General features: G+C 62.3%; 16 protein-coding genes. 5 read left to right on the top strand and 11 right to left on the bottom strand.

Annotated elements, in window-relative coordinates:
- Window positions 1-31 precede the first annotated feature (31 nt).
- The 11 genes from AB4N91_RS23795 to cbiE all read right to left on the bottom strand — a co-directional run bounded on the left by AB4N91_RS23795 (window position 32) and on the right by cbiE (window position 11,306).
- Window positions 32-1,042: a FecCD family ABC transporter permease gene (locus tag AB4N91_RS23795; RefSeq protein ID WP_154502860.1), complete on the bottom strand. Its 1,011-nt coding sequence runs from the start codon at window positions 1,040-1,042 to the stop codon at window positions 32-34.
- Complete coding sequence (locus AB4N91_RS23790) at window positions 1,039-1,986, bottom strand: ABC transporter substrate-binding protein (protein ID WP_154913218.1); 948 nt, start codon at window positions 1,984-1,986, stop codon at window positions 1,039-1,041. The genes AB4N91_RS23795 and AB4N91_RS23790 overlap by 4 nt, the downstream gene beginning before the upstream one ends.
- The gene (locus AB4N91_RS23785) at window positions 1,983-2,771 is read right to left on the bottom strand and encodes an ABC transporter ATP-binding protein (RefSeq protein WP_077748956.1); all 789 of its coding nucleotides are present in this window, start codon (window positions 2,769-2,771) and stop codon (window positions 1,983-1,985) included. Before AB4N91_RS23785 ends, AB4N91_RS23790 begins: the two co-directional genes overlap by 4 nt.
- A gap of 196 nt (window positions 2,772-2,967) precedes the next feature.
- Window positions 2,968-4,347, bottom strand: coding sequence for a PepSY-associated TM helix domain-containing protein (locus AB4N91_RS23780; RefSeq protein ID WP_460111826.1), 1,380 nt, complete (start codon window positions 4,345-4,347; stop codon window positions 2,968-2,970).
- A 130-nt stretch (window positions 4,348-4,477) separates the two neighbouring features.
- Window positions 4,478-6,595, bottom strand: coding sequence for a TonB-dependent copper receptor (locus tag AB4N91_RS23775; protein ID WP_083375153.1), 2,118 nt, complete (start codon window positions 6,593-6,595; stop codon window positions 4,478-4,480).
- Between the two features lie 84 nt (window positions 6,596-6,679).
- A complete protein-coding gene (locus AB4N91_RS23770) occupies window positions 6,680-7,129 on the bottom strand; it encodes a DUF2946 domain-containing protein (RefSeq protein WP_083375152.1) in 450 nt (149 codons plus the stop codon).
- A 21-nt stretch (window positions 7,130-7,150) separates the two neighbouring features.
- A complete protein-coding gene (locus tag AB4N91_RS23765) occupies window positions 7,151-7,630 on the bottom strand; it encodes a copper chaperone PCu(A)C (RefSeq protein WP_010463921.1) in 480 nt (159 codons plus the stop codon).
- A 48-nt stretch (window positions 7,631-7,678) separates the two neighbouring features.
- Window positions 7,679-8,077: a DUF2946 domain-containing protein gene (locus AB4N91_RS23760; RefSeq protein ID WP_083375151.1), complete on the bottom strand. Its 399-nt coding sequence runs from the start codon at window positions 8,075-8,077 to the stop codon at window positions 7,679-7,681.
- A gap of 196 nt (window positions 8,078-8,273) precedes the next feature.
- Window positions 8,274-9,008 (bottom strand): cobalt-precorrin-6A reductase, encoded by a 735-nt coding sequence (locus AB4N91_RS23755; RefSeq protein WP_304872842.1) that lies wholly within the window; start codon window positions 9,006-9,008, stop codon window positions 8,274-8,276.
- A complete protein-coding gene (locus tag AB4N91_RS23750) occupies window positions 9,005-10,102 on the bottom strand; it encodes a cobalt-precorrin-5B (C(1))-methyltransferase (protein ID WP_458725776.1) in 1,098 nt (365 codons plus the stop codon). Before AB4N91_RS23750 ends, AB4N91_RS23755 begins: the two co-directional genes overlap by 4 nt.
- A complete protein-coding gene (gene cbiE / locus AB4N91_RS23745; RefSeq protein ID WP_154913226.1) occupies window positions 10,095-11,306 on the bottom strand; it encodes a precorrin-6y C5,15-methyltransferase (decarboxylating) subunit CbiE in 1,212 nt (403 codons plus the stop codon). The genes AB4N91_RS23750 and cbiE overlap by 8 nt, the downstream gene beginning before the upstream one ends.
- Window positions 11,307-11,547: 241 nt before the next feature.
- Between cbiE and AB4N91_RS23740 the strand changes: the two genes are divergently transcribed.
- The 5 genes from AB4N91_RS23740 (at window position 11,548) to cobJ (ending at window position 16,743) form a co-directional block, all read left to right on the top strand.
- A complete protein-coding gene (locus tag AB4N91_RS23740) occupies window positions 11,548-12,219 on the top strand; it encodes a hypothetical protein (RefSeq protein WP_083375147.1) in 672 nt (223 codons plus the stop codon).
- 163 nt (window positions 12,220-12,382) lie between these two features.
- Window positions 12,383-13,690 carry a precorrin-3B synthase gene (gene cobG / locus AB4N91_RS23735; RefSeq protein WP_460111825.1) on the top strand — a complete coding sequence of 436 codons (1,308 nt, stop codon included), beginning with the start codon at window positions 12,383-12,385 and terminating at the stop codon, window positions 13,688-13,690.
- Window positions 13,683-14,309 carry a precorrin-8X methylmutase gene (locus AB4N91_RS23730; protein ID WP_010463912.1) on the top strand — a complete coding sequence of 209 codons (627 nt, stop codon included), beginning with the start codon at window positions 13,683-13,685 and terminating at the stop codon, window positions 14,307-14,309. Before cobG ends, AB4N91_RS23730 begins: the two co-directional genes overlap by 8 nt.
- Window positions 14,309-15,040: a precorrin-2 C(20)-methyltransferase gene (locus AB4N91_RS23725; protein ID WP_010463910.1), complete on the top strand. Its 732-nt coding sequence runs from the start codon at window positions 14,309-14,311 to the stop codon at window positions 15,038-15,040. The genes AB4N91_RS23730 and AB4N91_RS23725 overlap by 1 nt, the downstream gene beginning before the upstream one ends.
- Window positions 15,040-16,743, top strand: a complete 1,704-nt coding sequence (gene cobJ, locus AB4N91_RS23720; protein WP_460111824.1) for a precorrin-3B C(17)-methyltransferase — start codon at window positions 15,040-15,042, stop codon at window positions 16,741-16,743. Before AB4N91_RS23725 ends, cobJ begins: the two co-directional genes overlap by 1 nt.
- The last annotated feature ends 262 nt before the right edge of the window (window positions 16,744-17,005 follow it).

Raw genomic sequence — 17,005 nt, 5'->3', positions numbered from 1 at the left:
ATGAGCCGTGCCCCCCTCCGGTTGGCATGGCTCAGCGACGCTGCATGAGGCCGATGAAAAACAACCCGCCAATCGCCGCCGTGGCCACGCCAATCGGCAAGTCCTCGGGGGCGATCAGGGTGCGCGCGGCGACGTCGACCCACACCAGAAACACGCTGCCCAGCAATACACACGCCGGTAACAATCGCCGGTGCTCGGCCCCGACCAGTCGACGGGCAATGTGCGGCACCATCAGCCCGACAAACCCGATCGACCCGCTGATCGACACCAATACGCCGGTCATCAGCGACGCAATCAGAAACACCCGCAAGCGCACGGTACGCGCGTTCAAACCGAGGGTGACGGCGGTCTGTTCGCCGGCCATCAGCGCATTCAACGGTCGGGCCATGCCTAGCAGCAAGACCAATCCCAGCAACACGCTGGCGGCCGGCACCGCAAGCAACTCCCAGCGCGCCAACCCGAGCCCGCCGAGCATCCAGAACATCACCGCCGAACTCGCCCGGTGGTCGCCGAGGAACAGCAGCAAATTGGCAATCGCCATCATCACGAAAGACACCGCCACGCCGCACAGCAGTAGCCGGTCACTGTCCAGACGACCGTTGCGATTGGCGATCATCAGCACGGTCAACATGCTCAGCAGCGCGCCGATAAACGCCGCGATCGGCAAGGTCAGCAGGCCGACGATTTCACCGACGTGCAGCACCACAATCACCGCGCCAAGGGTCGCACCGGAAGTGACCCCGAGCAGGTGCGGGTCGGCCAATGGATTGCGCGTCACCGCTTGCAGCACCGCGCCGATCAGCGCCAGGCCAGCACCGACCAGCGCACCGAGCAGCATGCGCGGCACGCGGATCAGCCAGACAATGTGCTCCTGCCCTGCAGTCCAGCTCACTTCACCAGCACCGAACACCTTGTGCAGCAAGATCCGCCCCACCACGTCCACCGGAACCCGCGCCGGACCGAAGCCCAGCGACACTACGCACGAGACCAGCAACAGCGCGCTGAGCATCACCAGCAGCAAGACATAGCGACGATCCATCATTCGCCGTGGAAACCTTTGGCCAGGGTTTCAACCGCCAGCACGTTGTCGATGCCCGGCGTGGCCTGCACATACGGAATCACGATGAAACGCTGGTTCTTGATCGCGTCCACCGATTGCAGCGCCTTGTTGCTGAGCAGGAAGTGTTCTTTCTGTTCGGCGGTGACTTCGCCGTAGTCGACGATCACGATCACCTGAGGGTTGCGCTCGACCACGTCTTCCCAGTTGACGCGGGTCCAGCTCGCCTCGACGTCGTCCAGAATGTTGCGCCCGCCCGCGGCGTCGATCAGTGCCTGCGGCATGCCGAGGCGGCCGGACGTCATGGCGCGGTCTTCACCGCTGTCGTAAAGGAAGACCCGCGGTTTATCGGCGGGCAGCCCCTTGCGCACCTCGGCGACTTGCGCCTGCATTTGGGCGATCAAGGCATTGGCGCGGTCCTGCACGTCGAAGATCTTGCCGAGGTTGCGCAGGTCGTTGTAGGTGTCTTCCAGGCTGGCCGGTGGACGCTTCATGACAAAGGCGCAGGACTCGGTCAGCTCGTAGACATTGATGCCCAGCGGTTGCAACGTTTGAGGCGTGAGGTCGCCACCCACGCGCATGCCGTAATCCCAGCCGGCGAAGAAGAAGTCGACGTTGGCATTGAGCAGGGTTTCCACCGACGGGTATTTGGCTGCCAGCTCGGGCAAGCCGTCGAGGATGGTCTGCATCTCGGGCGTGACTGACTTCCAGCCGGACACGCCGCTGTAGCCGGCCATGCGCGGTTTGAGGCCAAGGGCGAGCATCATCTGGGTCATGTTGATGTCGTGGCTGACCGCGTGTTTCGGCGCCTGCGTGAAGGTCACTTCGCGGTTGCAGCTCTGGATCGTCAACGGGTAGTTCGTGGCCTCGGCCAACGCGTGGGCACTGCCCAGCAACAGCGTGAAGCAAAGCAGGGAACGCAAAGTCATGGTTGGGTTATCCAGGTAATTCGTGGGTAGCCGTGCAAGGGGTGTTCATCGATCAGCGCTTCGACGCCGAACACGTCGCGCAGCAGCGGGGCGCTCAGGACTTCTTTCGGCGTGCCGCTGGCGACGATGCGACCGTGATGGATCACGTACAAACGATCGCAGAAAGCGGCCGCCAGATTGAGGTCGTGGATGCTGGCCAAGGTGCCGATTTTCAGGCGTTTGACCAGTTGCAACAGTTCCAGTTGATAGCGTGGGTCGAGGTGGTTGGTCGGCTCGTCGAGGATCAGCAATTGCGGTTGCTGAGCCAGGGCGCGGGCGAGGATCACACGTTGTTTTTCACCGCCGGAGAGGGTGGCGAAGGCGTGGTCTTCGAAGCCTCTGAGGCCGACGGACGCCAATGCTTGAGTTGCCAGATTCCGGTCTTCAATCGTGTCGCCACCGAACAGGCCTTTGTGCGGCGTGCGGCCCATGGCGACCACCTCGTCGACGGTCAGGCCGAAGGCATCGGGGAACTCCTGCAACACCACGGCGATGCGTTGGGCGCACCAGCGCGAGGATTGCTTCCAGACGTTGTGGTGGTCGAGCCGGACCTCGCCACTCTCGGGCTTGCTGAAGCGATAAGCGCAGCGCAGCAGGCTGGTCTTGCCGCTGCCGTTGGGGCCGATCAACCCGACGAACTCACCGGCGGCCACCTGCAGGGACGCCTCACGCAGCTGGAACTGGTGATGGCAGTGGCCGTGGCCCAGGGGTGTCCAAGCGAGGTTTGAGAGGTTAAGCGAGGTCATTCAGTTGCTCTGAGAGAGTGGGTGATGCTGATGACGCCATTACGGGCAAGCGCGCTCCCACAGGGATCGCGCAAATCCTGGGGAGCGAGCCTGCTGATCAAAACACTGTATTTGAGTTATACAGTAACACTAAAGATGATGCCGAGCTAAGCGCGGCAAGTCTACAGATTCGTCTAAATCGCGCATCTCGCCTGCTTCATGAAGAAGGTGAGGCCGATTCAGTTTGCCGGGTGAATCGCGAAAACAGCACGCGATCCAGCACCCACACCATCACCAGCGAAGCCCCCACCAACGGAAACGCCACGGCCAGAGCGAACATGATGACCATCGCGGTTTTCCATCTCGGCAGGTCGTGGCGCAGCGGTGGAACACCGAACTTGCCTTGTGGACGCCGTTTCCACCAGATCACCACGCCGCTGACCGCGCTGAGCAAAATCATCAGGCAGATCAGCAGCACGACGATCTGGTTGAACACGCCAAACATCTTGCCTTCGTGCAACATCACGCCGATCTCTGTGGCGCGGGCGACGGTCCCGTATTGCTCGTAGCGCACGTCGGCGAGGACATCGCCGGTGTACTGGTCGACATGCAAAGTGGCGTCATTGCGCGGGTCGTCCGCGAACACGGCGATGGTGAACACGCCGGTGTCGGTGGTCGGGAAGGTGATGCTGTAACCCGGCTCGACCTTGCGTTGCACGGCGATGTTCTGCACGTCTTGCAGGCTGATGGTCGGTGCGGCGGGGCCGGCTTTGGCGCCATCGTGGGCCATGTGTTCGGCGTGGTCGCCGGACATCGGCATCGGCGTGTTTTCCATCGCCCATGGCACGGTCTGGCGAGTGGCAGTGTTGAGGCTGCGGGCCTCGACATCGGATTTGGGCACGTTGTCCCACATTGCCGCCGGAAACACGTTCCACACCTGCGCATATTTCTGGCCCCAGAACCCGGTCCAGGTCATGCCGCTGAGCAGCATCACCAGCAGCAACGATGCGCCCCAGAACCCGGTCACAGCATGCAAATCACGCCACAGCACACGACCGCGACTGGTCAGGCGCGGCCACAAAATACCGGCCGCCTGGCCACGCGGCCACCACAGGAACACGCCGGAAACCACCAGCACCACGCCCCAGCCGGCCGCCAGTTCGACCAATCGATCACCGACGGTGCCGATCATCAATTCACCATGAATCGCTCGCGCCACCGCTTGCAGATTCTTCTTGGCGTCTTGCTCGCCAAGGATGTCGCCCTGATAGGGATCGACGAATACGTTGAGTTCGCTACCGCCATTGATCACGACAAACTGAGCGCTGCGCTCGGCGTTGACCGGCGGCAGGTACTGTTTGATCGTGGCGTGTGGGTACACCTGTTTCACCCGTTTGAGCAGGTCGTCGGCCGGGATGCTGTGATGCCCGGCCGGTACGTTCATCAGGCTGCCGTACATCATCGGATCGAGTTGCGGCTTGAACAGGTAGATGACGCCGGTCAAGGCCAGCATCACCATGAATGGCGCGACGAACAGACCGGCATAGAAATGCCAGCGCCAGGCCAGGTTGTAGAAATTTACTTTGGGCTGTTTCATCACGTGTGCTCCGCTTTGGCATGGTTCTTTTAGTTGTTTGTTTTGCGGTTGCTGCGCAACCGATCGCGAGCAGGCTCGCTCCCACAGGTTCTCCACTGTCCATGTGGGAGCGGGCTTGCCCGCGAAGCGCTTAAAAGCTCATGTCCACCTTGGTCCAGAGCGTTCGCCCCGGTTCTTTGATGGCCTGCGGGTCATTGGCCGGATAGCCAAAACCGGCGTTGCCGGCCAGGTTCAAATGCTCGGCGTAAGCCTTGCCGAACAGGTTGTCGACGCCACTGCTGACCTTCCAGTTTTTGTTGATACGGTAGGCGCCATTGAGCGAGAACACGCCAAAACCGGAGGTCTTGTCGAAGTCCTTGCCGACCACGTTGCCCTTGTTCTGGTCGATGCGGTTTTGCGCCGCGACCACTCGCCACAGGGCACCGGCACTCCAGTTGTCTTCGCTGTAGGTCAGGCCGAAACGCGCGTCCAGCGGCGGCATTTGCGGCAATGCGTTGCCATCGCTGCTGTTCTTGCCCCAGGCGTAGGCCAGGGTCGCGTCGGCTTTCCAGTTGCTGGTCAGCTGGTAGGCCGCGCCGAGTTCGCCGCCCATGATTCGCGCGTCGATGTTCTGCGCCTGGGAGGTGGTGCCCATCATGGTCGGGGTGTAGTTGAACAAGATGTAATCGCGCACCTGGCCGACATAACCCGAGGCCCAGGCTTCGAGGTCTTCGGTCTTGTATTGCAGGCCGAAATCGAGCTGGGTGGTTTTTTCAGGCTTGATCGAATCGAAGGCATTCACCGATCCGGCGGGGCCGGACTTGGGCGAAAACAGTTCCCAGTAATCGGGGAAACGCTGGGTGTGACCGAGGCCGGCGTAGAGGGTGGTCGGGCTGTCGGCGAGGTCATGCTCGTAGCGCAGGAAGCCGCTTGGCAATGTGTCGGCGCGGGTTTCGTCGGCGGTCGGGTTGGGGCGAGTCATCATCCCGGAACCGGTGGTCTGCCGGTAATCCTTGGCCGATGCACGGTCCAGGCGTGCACCAGTAATCAACCGGTCACGGTCGGCGGCGTACCAGGTCAGTTCGCTGAACACGCCATAGTTATGGAAGTCGGCGTCCTTGGTATACGGCAGGTCCTTGTAGGTATCGACGCCCATGCTGCCGCGTTGGCGATGCTCGTTGGTCTGCGCATCGATGCCGCTGATCAACTGCACATCGGCCCAGCGCCAAGTCGCCTTGATCCGCGCGCCGAGGGTGCGGCGGTCGACGTTGGAAGCCATTGGGCCGGCCATCATCCCGGTGCCCGATGGCGTGCGCAGCGTGTAGTTGTCCATCACGTGGTCGGCGTAGTTGTAGTAGATCTGCGCTTCGACCTTGTCCAGCACCTCGCCGATGTTCGATTTTTCGAACCGCAGGCCCAGGCTTTCACGCTTGAACTGCGAGCCGTCCATGCCGCGCCCGGCGTAACGCGCTTCACCATCGCCCTTGCCGGCGGTCAGCTCCAGCAGCGTGTCGGCGTCCGGCGTCCAGCCGAGCGCCACGTCACCGTTCCATTTGTCGTAGCGCGACGGCACGGTGTCGTTGTTGCCGTCCTTGTAGTCGTCGGCGTGCGCGGTGTTGCCGATCACGCGCACGTAGCCCAGCGGCCCGCCGGCAGCGGCGTCCACCACTTTGTCAAAACGGCCGTTGGAGCCGGCCAATACGCTGGCGTTCACGCGGGTACCGAGTTCGCCGAAGCTTTCCGGTTCACGCTCGAACAAGATCGTGCCCGCCGATGCGCCTGGTCCCCACAGTACGGTTTGCGGACCTTTGATGACGGTGAGTTTGTCGTAGGTTTCCGGCGAGATGTAGGAGGTGGGCGCGTCCATCCGGCCGGGGCAGGCGCCGAGCAATTGGCCGCCGTTGGTGAGGATGTTCAGTCGCGAACCGAACATGCCGCGCAGCACCGGATCACCGTTGGTGCCGCCGTTGCGTACCAGGGCGAAGCCGGGGATGGTTTTCAGGTAGTCGCCACCGTCGCTGGCCGGAACGGGTTGGCGCGGGTCCTTGGGGTTGGTGACGATGGTCAGCGGCGAACTCGGGGCAATGGCGGTGATCACCGTCGGGCTCAGTTCTTCACCGTGGCCCGCGTGTTCGTTGGCCAGCACCGTGGATGTCAGCAATGCGCTGCAAAGGACGGCGGTGGCGTGCCTGAAACGAATACTCGATTCGTTCGGGGCAAAAGAAGCTTGGGCAGGGCTCAAGCGTGTGTCAGCAGCAAACCTGGACATGACAATTTCCATCGAGCAGTCGTAAACGACACGGCGGACAGCCTGTGGCTGTCTGCAAAACCGTGTGAAATCAGAGGTGCGTGTTTACGCGACGATGGGTGGGGCGCGGGTTCGGGCGCCGGGGAAGACGGTGTACTGGGCATGGCCCAGGCGAGGGGAGGGAGTGGTGAAGGTGGTGGCTGTTGGTGTGTCGAACGCGACGAAGGTCTGGCCGCCGGTCAGCGCCGGGCAATTGAACAGCAGGCTGCAATAGCCGCATTTTTCCCAGAGCGCGTGGTGCGAGGTTTTGGGCGGGCAGTGCTCGGCGGCGGGTTGCGCGCCGTGGTTGGCGTGCTCCATGGCCGACATGTCCATGCTCATGTCCATCGACATGCTCATCGACATCGACGAGGCGCGTTGATCCATCGGCATCGACTGAGAAATCAGCGGGCCGATAAAGATCATCAGCATGGCGAACAGGCTGATCCAGCTGCCGTGCGTCAGGCTTGACGACTGACGACGGTGTGCGGATGACCTGGCGCTAAGCGGGCGCATGGGTGTGTTCAGCTCAGTGATTTACTGGGCGTGGGTGTGCATCTGCATGACTTCTGGTGGCTTCTTCTGCACCGCGACTTCGACCGTCACGTCACCGGATTTTTCGAAGTGCAGGGTCAGCGGGAAACGCTTGCCGTCGCTCAGCAGGCTGCGGTCTTTCAGATTCACCAGCATCACGTGATAGGCCATTGGCGCAAACGTGACGTTGCCACCGGCAGGAATCTCGACGCTCGGCACTTGCTGCATTTTCATCAGGTCGTTTTGCATGATGTGCTCATGCAACTGCGCTTCACCGGCAATCGGCGAGTCGACGCTGAGCAGGCGGTCGGCGGCTTTTCCGGTGTTCTGAATAACAAAATAGGCCGCTACGGTTGGCGCGTTGGGCGGCAATTCCTGGGACCACGGATGAGCGATCTGCAGTTCGCCGACCTTGTATTCGTGGGCATTGGCAAAGCAGGCAGGCAGCAGCAACGCAGCCAGAACGATGAGTTTGTTCAACATGGCAGTTCTCCAGAGCGATTCAAGACGCAGTTCAATTGCGAGAAGGAATCACACCAGAGGGGACGCGCGGGGGTTGAGGCTCGGCCATTGCTGGCGCGGGGTGGGGGTGTCGAGAGCGGTGGCAGGCACGCTTCGATTGGCTTCGAAACGAGCGAAATACAGTTGTGGCGCATGCCCCGGCAACGCCACCAACGGCGCGGAACCGGAACAGCACCAGCAATGCTGCATGTTGGAATGGTCGTCGTTCTGCGGGGCTTTTTGATCAAGGTCGCCCAGGGAAATCGCCACCATCTTCGTGCCGCTGGACGTACAGAAACTGCCCCACAACAATTGCTCGGCGGGTGATTTCGCCGACTGCGCCATGGCTCCGGTCATCGGCATGGCGAGCATGTTGAACAGCACTGCGAAGCAGGCGATCCAGGCAATTGCTAGCCGTTGTCGGGACATGGGACAAAATCCGTTGGGTGGGCGATCAGTCGCGGCTATTTAGCCTGATCAGGGCCGATAAGTAAAAAAGCGGCGTGCGGTGTGGTGTCGCAGTGCACTTTCAAAAGAGTGTAGTGGCTCTGATTCGAAATGCCGGATGAATTGCGTTCGGCATACAACCCTATGGCGAGGGAGCAAGCTCCCTCGCCACAATTACTTAGGCGTCCGGCAGATTGCATTCCGCCAGTGCAGCAAACAACTCACTCACCGATCCAAACTCCCGATCCACACCCGGCAACACCGGCCGCTGCAACACAATCACCGGCACCCCACGCTCCCGCGCCACTTCCAGTTTCGGTTCGGTCGCGGTGCTGCCGCTGTTCTTGCTGATCAGCACATCAATCTGCCGACGTTCAAACAGCTCCCGTTCATCCTCGATCAGAAACGGCCCGCGCGCGCCGATGACTTCGCAGCGTTCGTTGCCCGGGTAAGCGTCCAGGGCGCGCAAGGTCCAGAATTGCTCCGGCGGGATTTCGTGCAGGTGCTGCAACGGTTCGCGGCCGAGGGTGAACAGCGGTCGGCGGAAGGGTTTCAGGGCTTCGATCAGTTCGACCCAATCTTTGACTTCGCGCCAGTCGTCCCCGGCCTGTGGCTGCCAGGCAGGACGGCGTAACGCCCAGCATGCAATGCCGCTCAGCTGCGCGGCGGTCGTGGCGTTGTGGCTGATTTGTGCCGCGTAGGGGTGGGTCGCGTCCAGCAGCAGATCGATCCCTTCATCGCGAATGAACTGCGCCAGGCCTTCGGCACCGCCGTAGCCGCCAACGCGCACCTGGCAGGTCAGGTCCGTCGGCACGCGACCGACACCGGCCAGGCTATAGATGTGTTCCGGCCCCAGCGTGCGGGCGATGGCCAAGGCTTCGGTCACGCCGCCCAGCAGCAAAATACGCTTCATTGAAAAGCACCTGCATGGCCGACAATTCCGCCCTGGCGATCGATGGCAAAGACTTCAACCTGAACCTGCGCCGGCACCACGCTGCGGGCGAAGTCCAGCGCGTGCTGACACACCGCATCTCCAAGGGCGATGCCCGCCGCGCTGGCCATCGCCAAGGCTTGCTGGCTGGTATTGGCGTCGCGAATGCCTTGCTGCAGCGCCTTGTCGGCGCCCATTGTGGCGGCCCATTCGGCCAGTTGCGGCAGGTCGATGCTGGAATGCCGGCTGTGCAAATCCATATGCCCGGCCGCCAGTTTGCTGATCTTGCCGAAGCCGCCGCACAGGCTGAGTTTATCCACCGGCACTTTGCGCAAGTGTTTGAGCACCGCGCCGACGAAGTCGCCCATTTCGATCAGGGCGATTTCCGGCAGGTCGTAGACGCGGCGCATGGTGTCCTCGCTGGCGTTGCCGGTACAGGCGGCGATGTGCAGGTAACCGTTGGTTTTGGCCACATCGATACCTTGGTGGATCGAGGCGATGTAAGCCGCACAGGAAAATGGCCGGACGATGCCGCTGGTGCCGAGGATCGACAACCCGCCCAGAATGCCCAGTCGTGGGTTCATGGTTTTCAAGGCTAGCGCCTCGCCGTCCTCGACGCTGACCGTGACCTCGAAACCGCCGCTATAGCCGAGTTCTTCGGCCAACAACGTCAGGTGCTCGGTGATCATTTTGCGCGGCACCGGGTTGATCGCGGGCTCGCCGACGCCCAGCACCAGCCCCGGCCGGGTGACTGTGCCGACGCCACGCCCGGCGCTGAAACGGATACCCGGCTCGCCGCGCAGTCGCACCTGGGAATACAGCAACGCGCCATGGGTCACGTCGGGGTCATCCCCGGCATCCTTGATCGTCCCGGCTTCGGCGCCGTCGTCGATCAGGCGGCAGAATTCCAGGCGCATCCGCACCTGCTTGCCCTTGGGCAGCACGATCTCCACGGCGTCAGCGCTCATCCCGCCCAATAACAAACGGGCCGCTGCCAGACTGGTCGCGGTGGCGCAACTGCCCGTGGTCAGGCCGCTGCGCAGCGGGGCGGGTTGTTCGGCGGTTTCGTCACGCATCGAGGGGCTTCGTCACGTCCAGCAAGGTAATCGGCAGCGCCTGACGCCAGGTGTCGAACTCCCCCAGCGGCTGGGCCTGGGCAACGTGAATGCGGGTCAGCTCGCCGCCGTGGCGTTCGCGCCAGGTCATCAGGGTGACTTCGCTTTGCAACGTGACGGCGTTGGCGATCAATCGGCCGCCGGGTTTGAGTTGCGCCCAGCAGGTGTCGAGCACACCTTCACGGGTGACCCCGCCACCGATAAAAATCGCATCCGGGAGTTCGAGCCCGGCCAGGGCCTGCGGCGCACTGCCGCGAATCAATTGCAGACCGGGCACGCCAAGGGCATCGCGATTGTGTTCGATCAACAGCTGCCGACCTTCATCGGCTTCGATGGCCAGCGTGCGGCAACTGGGGTGGGCGCGCATCCATTCGATGCCGATCGAGCCGCTGCCGGCGCCGACATCCCACAGCAGTTCGCCGGGTACCGGGGCCAGGCGCGCAAGGGTGATCGCGCGGACGTCGCGTTTGGTCAGTTGACCGTCGTGCTGGAAGGCCGAGTCTGGTAGGCCGGCCAGTCGTGAGAGCCGCGGGGTGTCCGGCGCGGCGATGCATTCGATGGCGATCAGGTTCAGATCGGCGACCGCTGGATCGTTCCAGTCATTGGCCACCCCATCGATGCGCCGTTCGTTTGCGCCGCCCAAATGTTCCAGCACGCTGAGACGGCTCGGACCGAAACCGCGTTCACGCAACAATGCCGCAACGGCGGCCGGGCTTTGGCCATCGTTGCTCAGCACCAGCAAACGCACGCCGCTGAACAACTGCGCGTTCAGTGCGGCGAGGGGCCGGGCTACCAACGAAAGCGTCACCACCTCCTGCAAGGGCCAGCCCATTCGCGCCGCCGCGAGTGAACAGGAGGAGGGCGCGGGCTGGATCAGCATTTCAGCGTCAGGCACTTGCCGGGCCAGGCTGGCGCCGACGCCGAAGAACATCGGATCACCGCTGGCCAGCACGCAGACCGGTTCGCCACGCAGCGCCAGAACGGGGTCAAGGGAAAACGGACTGGGCCACAACTGCCGCTCGCCACGAATGCACGCTGGCAACAAATTCAGTTGCCGCTGGCCGCCGAAGATTCGCGAGGCGCCCAACAGGGCGCGCCGGGCATTCTTGCCCAGGCCCTTGAAGCCGTCTTCACCGATTCCCACAACCGTTAGCCAGGGTGCCATGCCGTTCCTTAATCCAGGGTTCATGTTCAAGGGCGGCATGATAACGCGGCTTCTGTTATCTGGCGCTGCTCCATTGCCGGAGCAGACGGCGTTTTTTTGAAAACTTATGTGGTCGAAAACTTGTTTGGTGTTGGGTTGGTTTTGTTATTTTTGTTTTTGGGTCAAGTTTAAAGTTTGCTGTAAGGCATGCTTGATTTGTTTTCGAGTAACTACTTTTTAAGTTGGATGGATAGTCGCCTTTATGGCGTTAATGGATATGGATATGACTGTGATAACGGATGATGTGAAACATAATGCAGCCCTGGTGGGGGATATCTTGCTGACCGGTGTTCAAGGACAGTCGCGCGAGGATTATCGTTTCGCATTGAATTGTACTTATCTGGCACAGCGGCAAGCGGACAATACTTACAACAGCGCAATCCGGCCCGGACGCTGGATCGATTATTACGCCGATGTACTGTGGTCGCATGGCTGGAATCGTGATCATCCGCCGATTGAGCATGTTCAAACACAGTTTTATGGAAGTGTGCGGCAGGTCTGGTCGAAGCTGGCTTCTCCTATTCTCAGCCGTGACCAGGTGGAAGGGGTGAATCTGGGACTTGCTGCACTGGAAAAAGACGTTGAACTGTTAAAGAAGGTCAAGGGGGTGAGTGGAAAGGCCTTCGACTTTAAGATAATGCCGATTAGCTACAACGCAAATGGGGATATGGAGTTAGTGGTCAGTAATATCAGGTTCATCAAGTCAAGCATGAATACCGAATACCTTTTTTGGGATATATCGCAAGTCATGAATCAGCTGGATGTCCTGGCTCGAAAGGTAGTGATCTCACGGCGGGTGATGGACGCTCGTCGATCCAGCGTGGAAGAGGCGCTGGCAGGCATTAAATTCAACTTCGAGGACTATGAGCTGTAAACCGCCCAAGGGACGGGGGAGTTCGTTACGCTTTCGGATGGCCTGAAACACGAATTCCGACCGGCAGGCATTTTCATGCGCTCGGGCAAAGCAGGCATAATGGCGACCTTTCGCCCACCACGGCGCTGCCAGCCAGCCGGTCCATCCCTTGAACGAACGCCCGATGTCCACCGCTTTACGCCCCTCGGCCTGTCCGGGGTTGTTGCGTATCGTCCAGGCACTGGACGGCGGCATCTGCCGGATCAAGTTGAATGGCGGTTCGATCAGCGCGGCTCAGGCCGAAGCGGTGGCGAATGCAGCCGAGCATTTCGCCGGCGGGGTGATCGAGGCAACCAACCGCGCCAACCTGCAGATTCGCGGGATCGGCGGTGAGCACGCTGCCTTGATCGACAGCCTGATGGCGGCCGGACTCGGCCCGACCAGCGCGGCGGTCGATGACGTGCGCAATCTGATGCTCAGCCCCGGCGCAGGCATTGATCGGCAGATGCTGATCGATACGCGCCCGCTGGCTGAACAGATCCTCGCCACGCTGCAAAGCGATGAACGCTTTCACGACCTCAGCGCCAAGTTTGCGGTGCAACTGGATGGCGGCGAAGGGCTGGCAATGCTCGAACACTCGCATGATCTTTGGTTGTCCGCTGCTGAGCGCGACGGTGAGCGAGTGTTTGTGTTCGGCCTGGCGGGTTGCCTTGTCGACCTGCCCGCAGGCGCGGTGTCGCTGGAGCAGGGGCATGCGCTGGTAGTTGCGGTGCTGGAGTTGTTCCTGGAACTGGCGCGCCCCGAGCAGACCCGCATGCGGCACCTGCTCGCCGAATGTTCGCTCGAGGGGTTTCTCGCGCGTCTCGCCGAGCGAGTGCCGTTGATGCCCATCGAGGCGTGGCGGCGCGAGGCAAATCCAGATGCGTTGCATATCGGCGCTCATCCACAGCGTGATGCCGGTCGTTTCTACATCGGCGCAGTGCCGCCGCTGGGTCGCCTCAACCCGGCGATGCTCCGAGGCGCTGCACAACTGGCCCGCGAACAGGGCGACGGCACGCTGCGTTTCACGCCCTGGCAAAGCCTCTTGGTGCCCGGCGTCCATGGCAGCAAGGCGCCTCACGTTATCCACAACCTTGAACACCTCGGCCTGCGCTGCTCGGCCGACGATGCCCTGGCGCATCTCATCGCCTGCACCGGCTCGACCGGCTGCGGCAAAGGCCTGGCTGACACCAAGGGCGATGCCCGGCAACTGGCGACGCTGTTGCAACGTCACGGCCAGACGCTGAACGTGCACCTGTCCGGCTGCCCGCGTTCCTGCGCGGCGGCGCACATCGCGCCGGTCACGTTGCTGGCGGTTTCTTCCGGTCATTACGACCTCTATTTTCGCGATACAGCGCAGCCGGGTTTCGGCGCGCTGCACGCACGCAATCTTACTATTGAAGCGGTCGCGGCCTTGCTCGACGCCCGCTCACGGAGCCCCTTAGATGCTTGATTACATCCGCGACGGTCAGGAGATCTATCGCAACTCCTTCGCGATCATTCGTGCCGAGGCCAACCTCGAGCGAATCCCGGCCGATCTGGAAAAACTCGCGGTGCGGGTGATCCACGCCTGCGGCATGGTCGACGCCATCGACGGCCTGCAATTTTCGCAAGGCGCGGGCAAGGCCGGGCGTGAGGCGCTCGCCGCCGGTGCGCCGATCCTGTGCGACGCACGGATGGTCAGCGAAGGCGTGACCCGCACGCGGTTGCCGGCCAACAACGAAGTGATTTGCACCCTGCGCGATGAAAGCGTTCCGGAACTGGCCCGAGAGTTGGGCAACACCCGTTCCGCTGCCGCCCTGGAGCTGTGGCGTCCGCATTTGGAAGGCAGCGTGGTGGTGATCGGCAACGCCCCGACCGCGCTGTTCTATCTGTTGGAAATGCTCGATGCCGGCGCCCCCAAGCCGGCGCTGATCCTCGGCTTTCCGGTCGGCTTCGTCGGCGCTGCCGAATCCAAGGCGGCGCTGGCGGCCGACAGTCGCGGCGTGCCGTTTGTCATCATGCAAGGCCGGCTGGGCGGCAGCGCCATGGCCGCCGCCGCCGTCAATGCCCTCGCCACGGAGATTGAATGATGCAGCAGCCTGGACGCTTGATCGGCCTGGGCGTCGGCCCCGGTGACCCGGAGCTGATTACTGTCAAAGCCCTGCGCTTGCTGCGCGAGTCGCCCGTGGTGGCGTACTTCGTCGCCAAGGGTAAAAAGGGCAACGCCTTCGGCATCATCGAAGCGCATTTGCAGGACGCACAAACGCTGCTGCCGCTGGTGTATCCGGTGACCACTGAAGCGTTGCCGGCGCCGCTGTCTTATGAGCAAGTGATCAGCGATTTCTACGATGCGGCGGGCGAAGAACTCGCCGCGCATCTGGATGCCGGTCGAGACGTGGCGGTGATCTGCGAAGGTGATCCGTTCTTCTACGGCTCCTACATGTACTTGCACGATCGTCTGGCCGAACGATACGAAGCCGAAGTGGTGCCGGGTGTGTGCTCCATGCTCGGCGGCGCTTCGGTGCTGGGCGCGCCGTTGGTGTATCGCAATCAGAGCCTGTCTGTGCTCTCGGGCGTATTGCCGCACGAGGACCTCAAGCGTCGCCTGGCCGATGCCGATGCGGCGGTGATCATGAAGCTGGGACGCAACTTTCCCAAGGTCCGTCAGGTGCTCGAAGAACTGGGGCTGGCGGAGCGGGCGCTGTACGTCGAGCGCGCGACCATGGCCAATCAGAAGATCGTGCCGCTGGATCAGGTCGAGCCGATGTCCTCGCCGTACTTCTCGTTGATCATCGTTCCCGGCGAACGGTGGCAAGGTTGATGGCCCGTCCAGTTCCGGCGATTGTCATTCTTGGCAATGGCAGCCTCGCGACCGCACGCAAGATCCAGCAGGTCTACCCCGGCGCCTTGATTCATGGCCTGGCCGGACGGGTTGAAGGCGCGGACCGTGTCTATCACGAGTTTGGCGCGACCGTGCGTGAGTTCTATCAGCAGGACACGCCGATCATTGCCTTGTGTGCGGCCGGGATCGTGATCCGCACCCTGGCGCCGTTACTGCTGGAGAAGGGCGCCGAGCCACCCGTGCTGGCCGTGGCCGAAGACGGCAGTGCCGTGGTGCCGCTGCTGGGTGGCCTCGGTGGCGTGAACGTCATGGCGCGGGAGATTGCTGCCGGTCTTGAGGTGGCGGCGGCGATCACCACCAGCGGTGAACTGCGCTTCGGCACCTGCCTGCTCAATCCACCCAGCGGCTACGCCCTCGGCGATCTGGAACTGGGCAAACGTTTTGTCTCGGATCTGCTCGCCGGCCAAAGTGTGCGCATCGAAGGCACCGCGCCGTGGCTGGAGCAAGCGCAGCTGCCGGAAGATCCGCAGGCGCCGTTGTCGATTCATGTCGGCAGTGCCGAGCGCACGCCGGCGGCCAATGAATTGTTGATCTACCCGCGCAGTGTGCTGGTGGCGGTGAACGCCGAGGTGGCGGATCTGCCGAACGCGATTCGCGGGGCGCTGCATCAGGCAAACATCGCCGTGCAATCGCTGGCGTGCCTGCTGGCCAGCGATCTGCACATGGCCAACCCTGCGTTACGCGACGCGGCGCTTGAGCTGGGTGTGCCGCTGCGGTTTGCCTCGGTCAGCGGCGGCGTCAGCGAGCTGGCCCGCGACACCGCGCCGAACGCTACCGTCGTGGCGGCGGATACGGGCATCGCGATCGCGGTGGCCAGTCAGCCACTGGAGGTTGCACAGATCGGGCGTGCGCGCGGTCGTCTGGCCGTGATCGGCCTGGGCCCTGGCGCCGCCGAACTGATGGTGCCGGCGGTGAAGGATGAACTGGCGCGCGCCAATGACGTGCTGGGTTATGAAACCTACGTGCGCATGGCCGGGCCATTTCGCGAGGATCAAGTGCTGCATTGCACCGACAACCGCGAAGAAATGCAGCGCGCTCGCCACGCCTTTGAACTGGCGGCCCAAGGGCGGTCGGTTGTGGTGGTTTCGTCGGGAGATCCGGGCGTATTCGCCATGGCGGCCGCCGTGCTCGAAGCGCTGCACGAGTCAAGTGAGCCGGGTTGGCACAACGTCGATCTGGAGATTCTTCCAGGCGTCTCCGCATCCCTGGCAACGGCCGCCCAGGCCGGCGCGCCATTGGGGCACGACTTCTGCGTGATGTCCCTGTCGGACAACCTCAAGCCTTGGGCAATCATCGAGAAGCGGCTGGACCTGGCGTCTCAGGCCGACCTGGCGCTGGCGTTCTACAACCCGATCTCGCGGTCGCGTCCTTGGCAACTGGGTCGGGCACTGGAGATTGTCGCGCAGCACCGCACCGCTGAAACGCCGGTGGTGTTGGGGCGGGACATTGGTCGTCCAGGCCAGACATTGCGTGTCACCACGCTGGGTGATCTGACCCCCGATCAGGTCGACATGCGCACCATGGTGCTGGTCGGCTCTTCCACCACCTGCGTGTTCCCGCGTACCGAGGGTGGCCAGTGGGTGTATACGCCTCGTTGGTACGGCGACAAGCCAGCCGGGTAAGTCTTGGCGGCCAGCGGTGCTGGCCGCAGTTCCGCCCCCCTTCCAGTGCGTAAGATTTTTCACCGCGCATCGACCGAAAGATTCCTTGATGCCCGCCGTACTTTAACTGGGCTCACCCGGAAAGTGCGTGCGAGTGCCTCAGACAATTCAATATCCGCGTTTCATGTTCTGATACAACCGACGCAGGCCGTTTGATTCGCGGCTGTGCGCAGTGTGTTAGTAACCGTTTCCGACAAAGATAAAAGTTACACTTGTTTGTCCG

Source organism: Pseudomonas sp. H3_D04, from assembly GCF_054669175.1.
The sequence above is the reverse complement of the archived record's forward strand: the minus strand, read 5'-3'. Positions and strand labels throughout refer to the sequence as shown.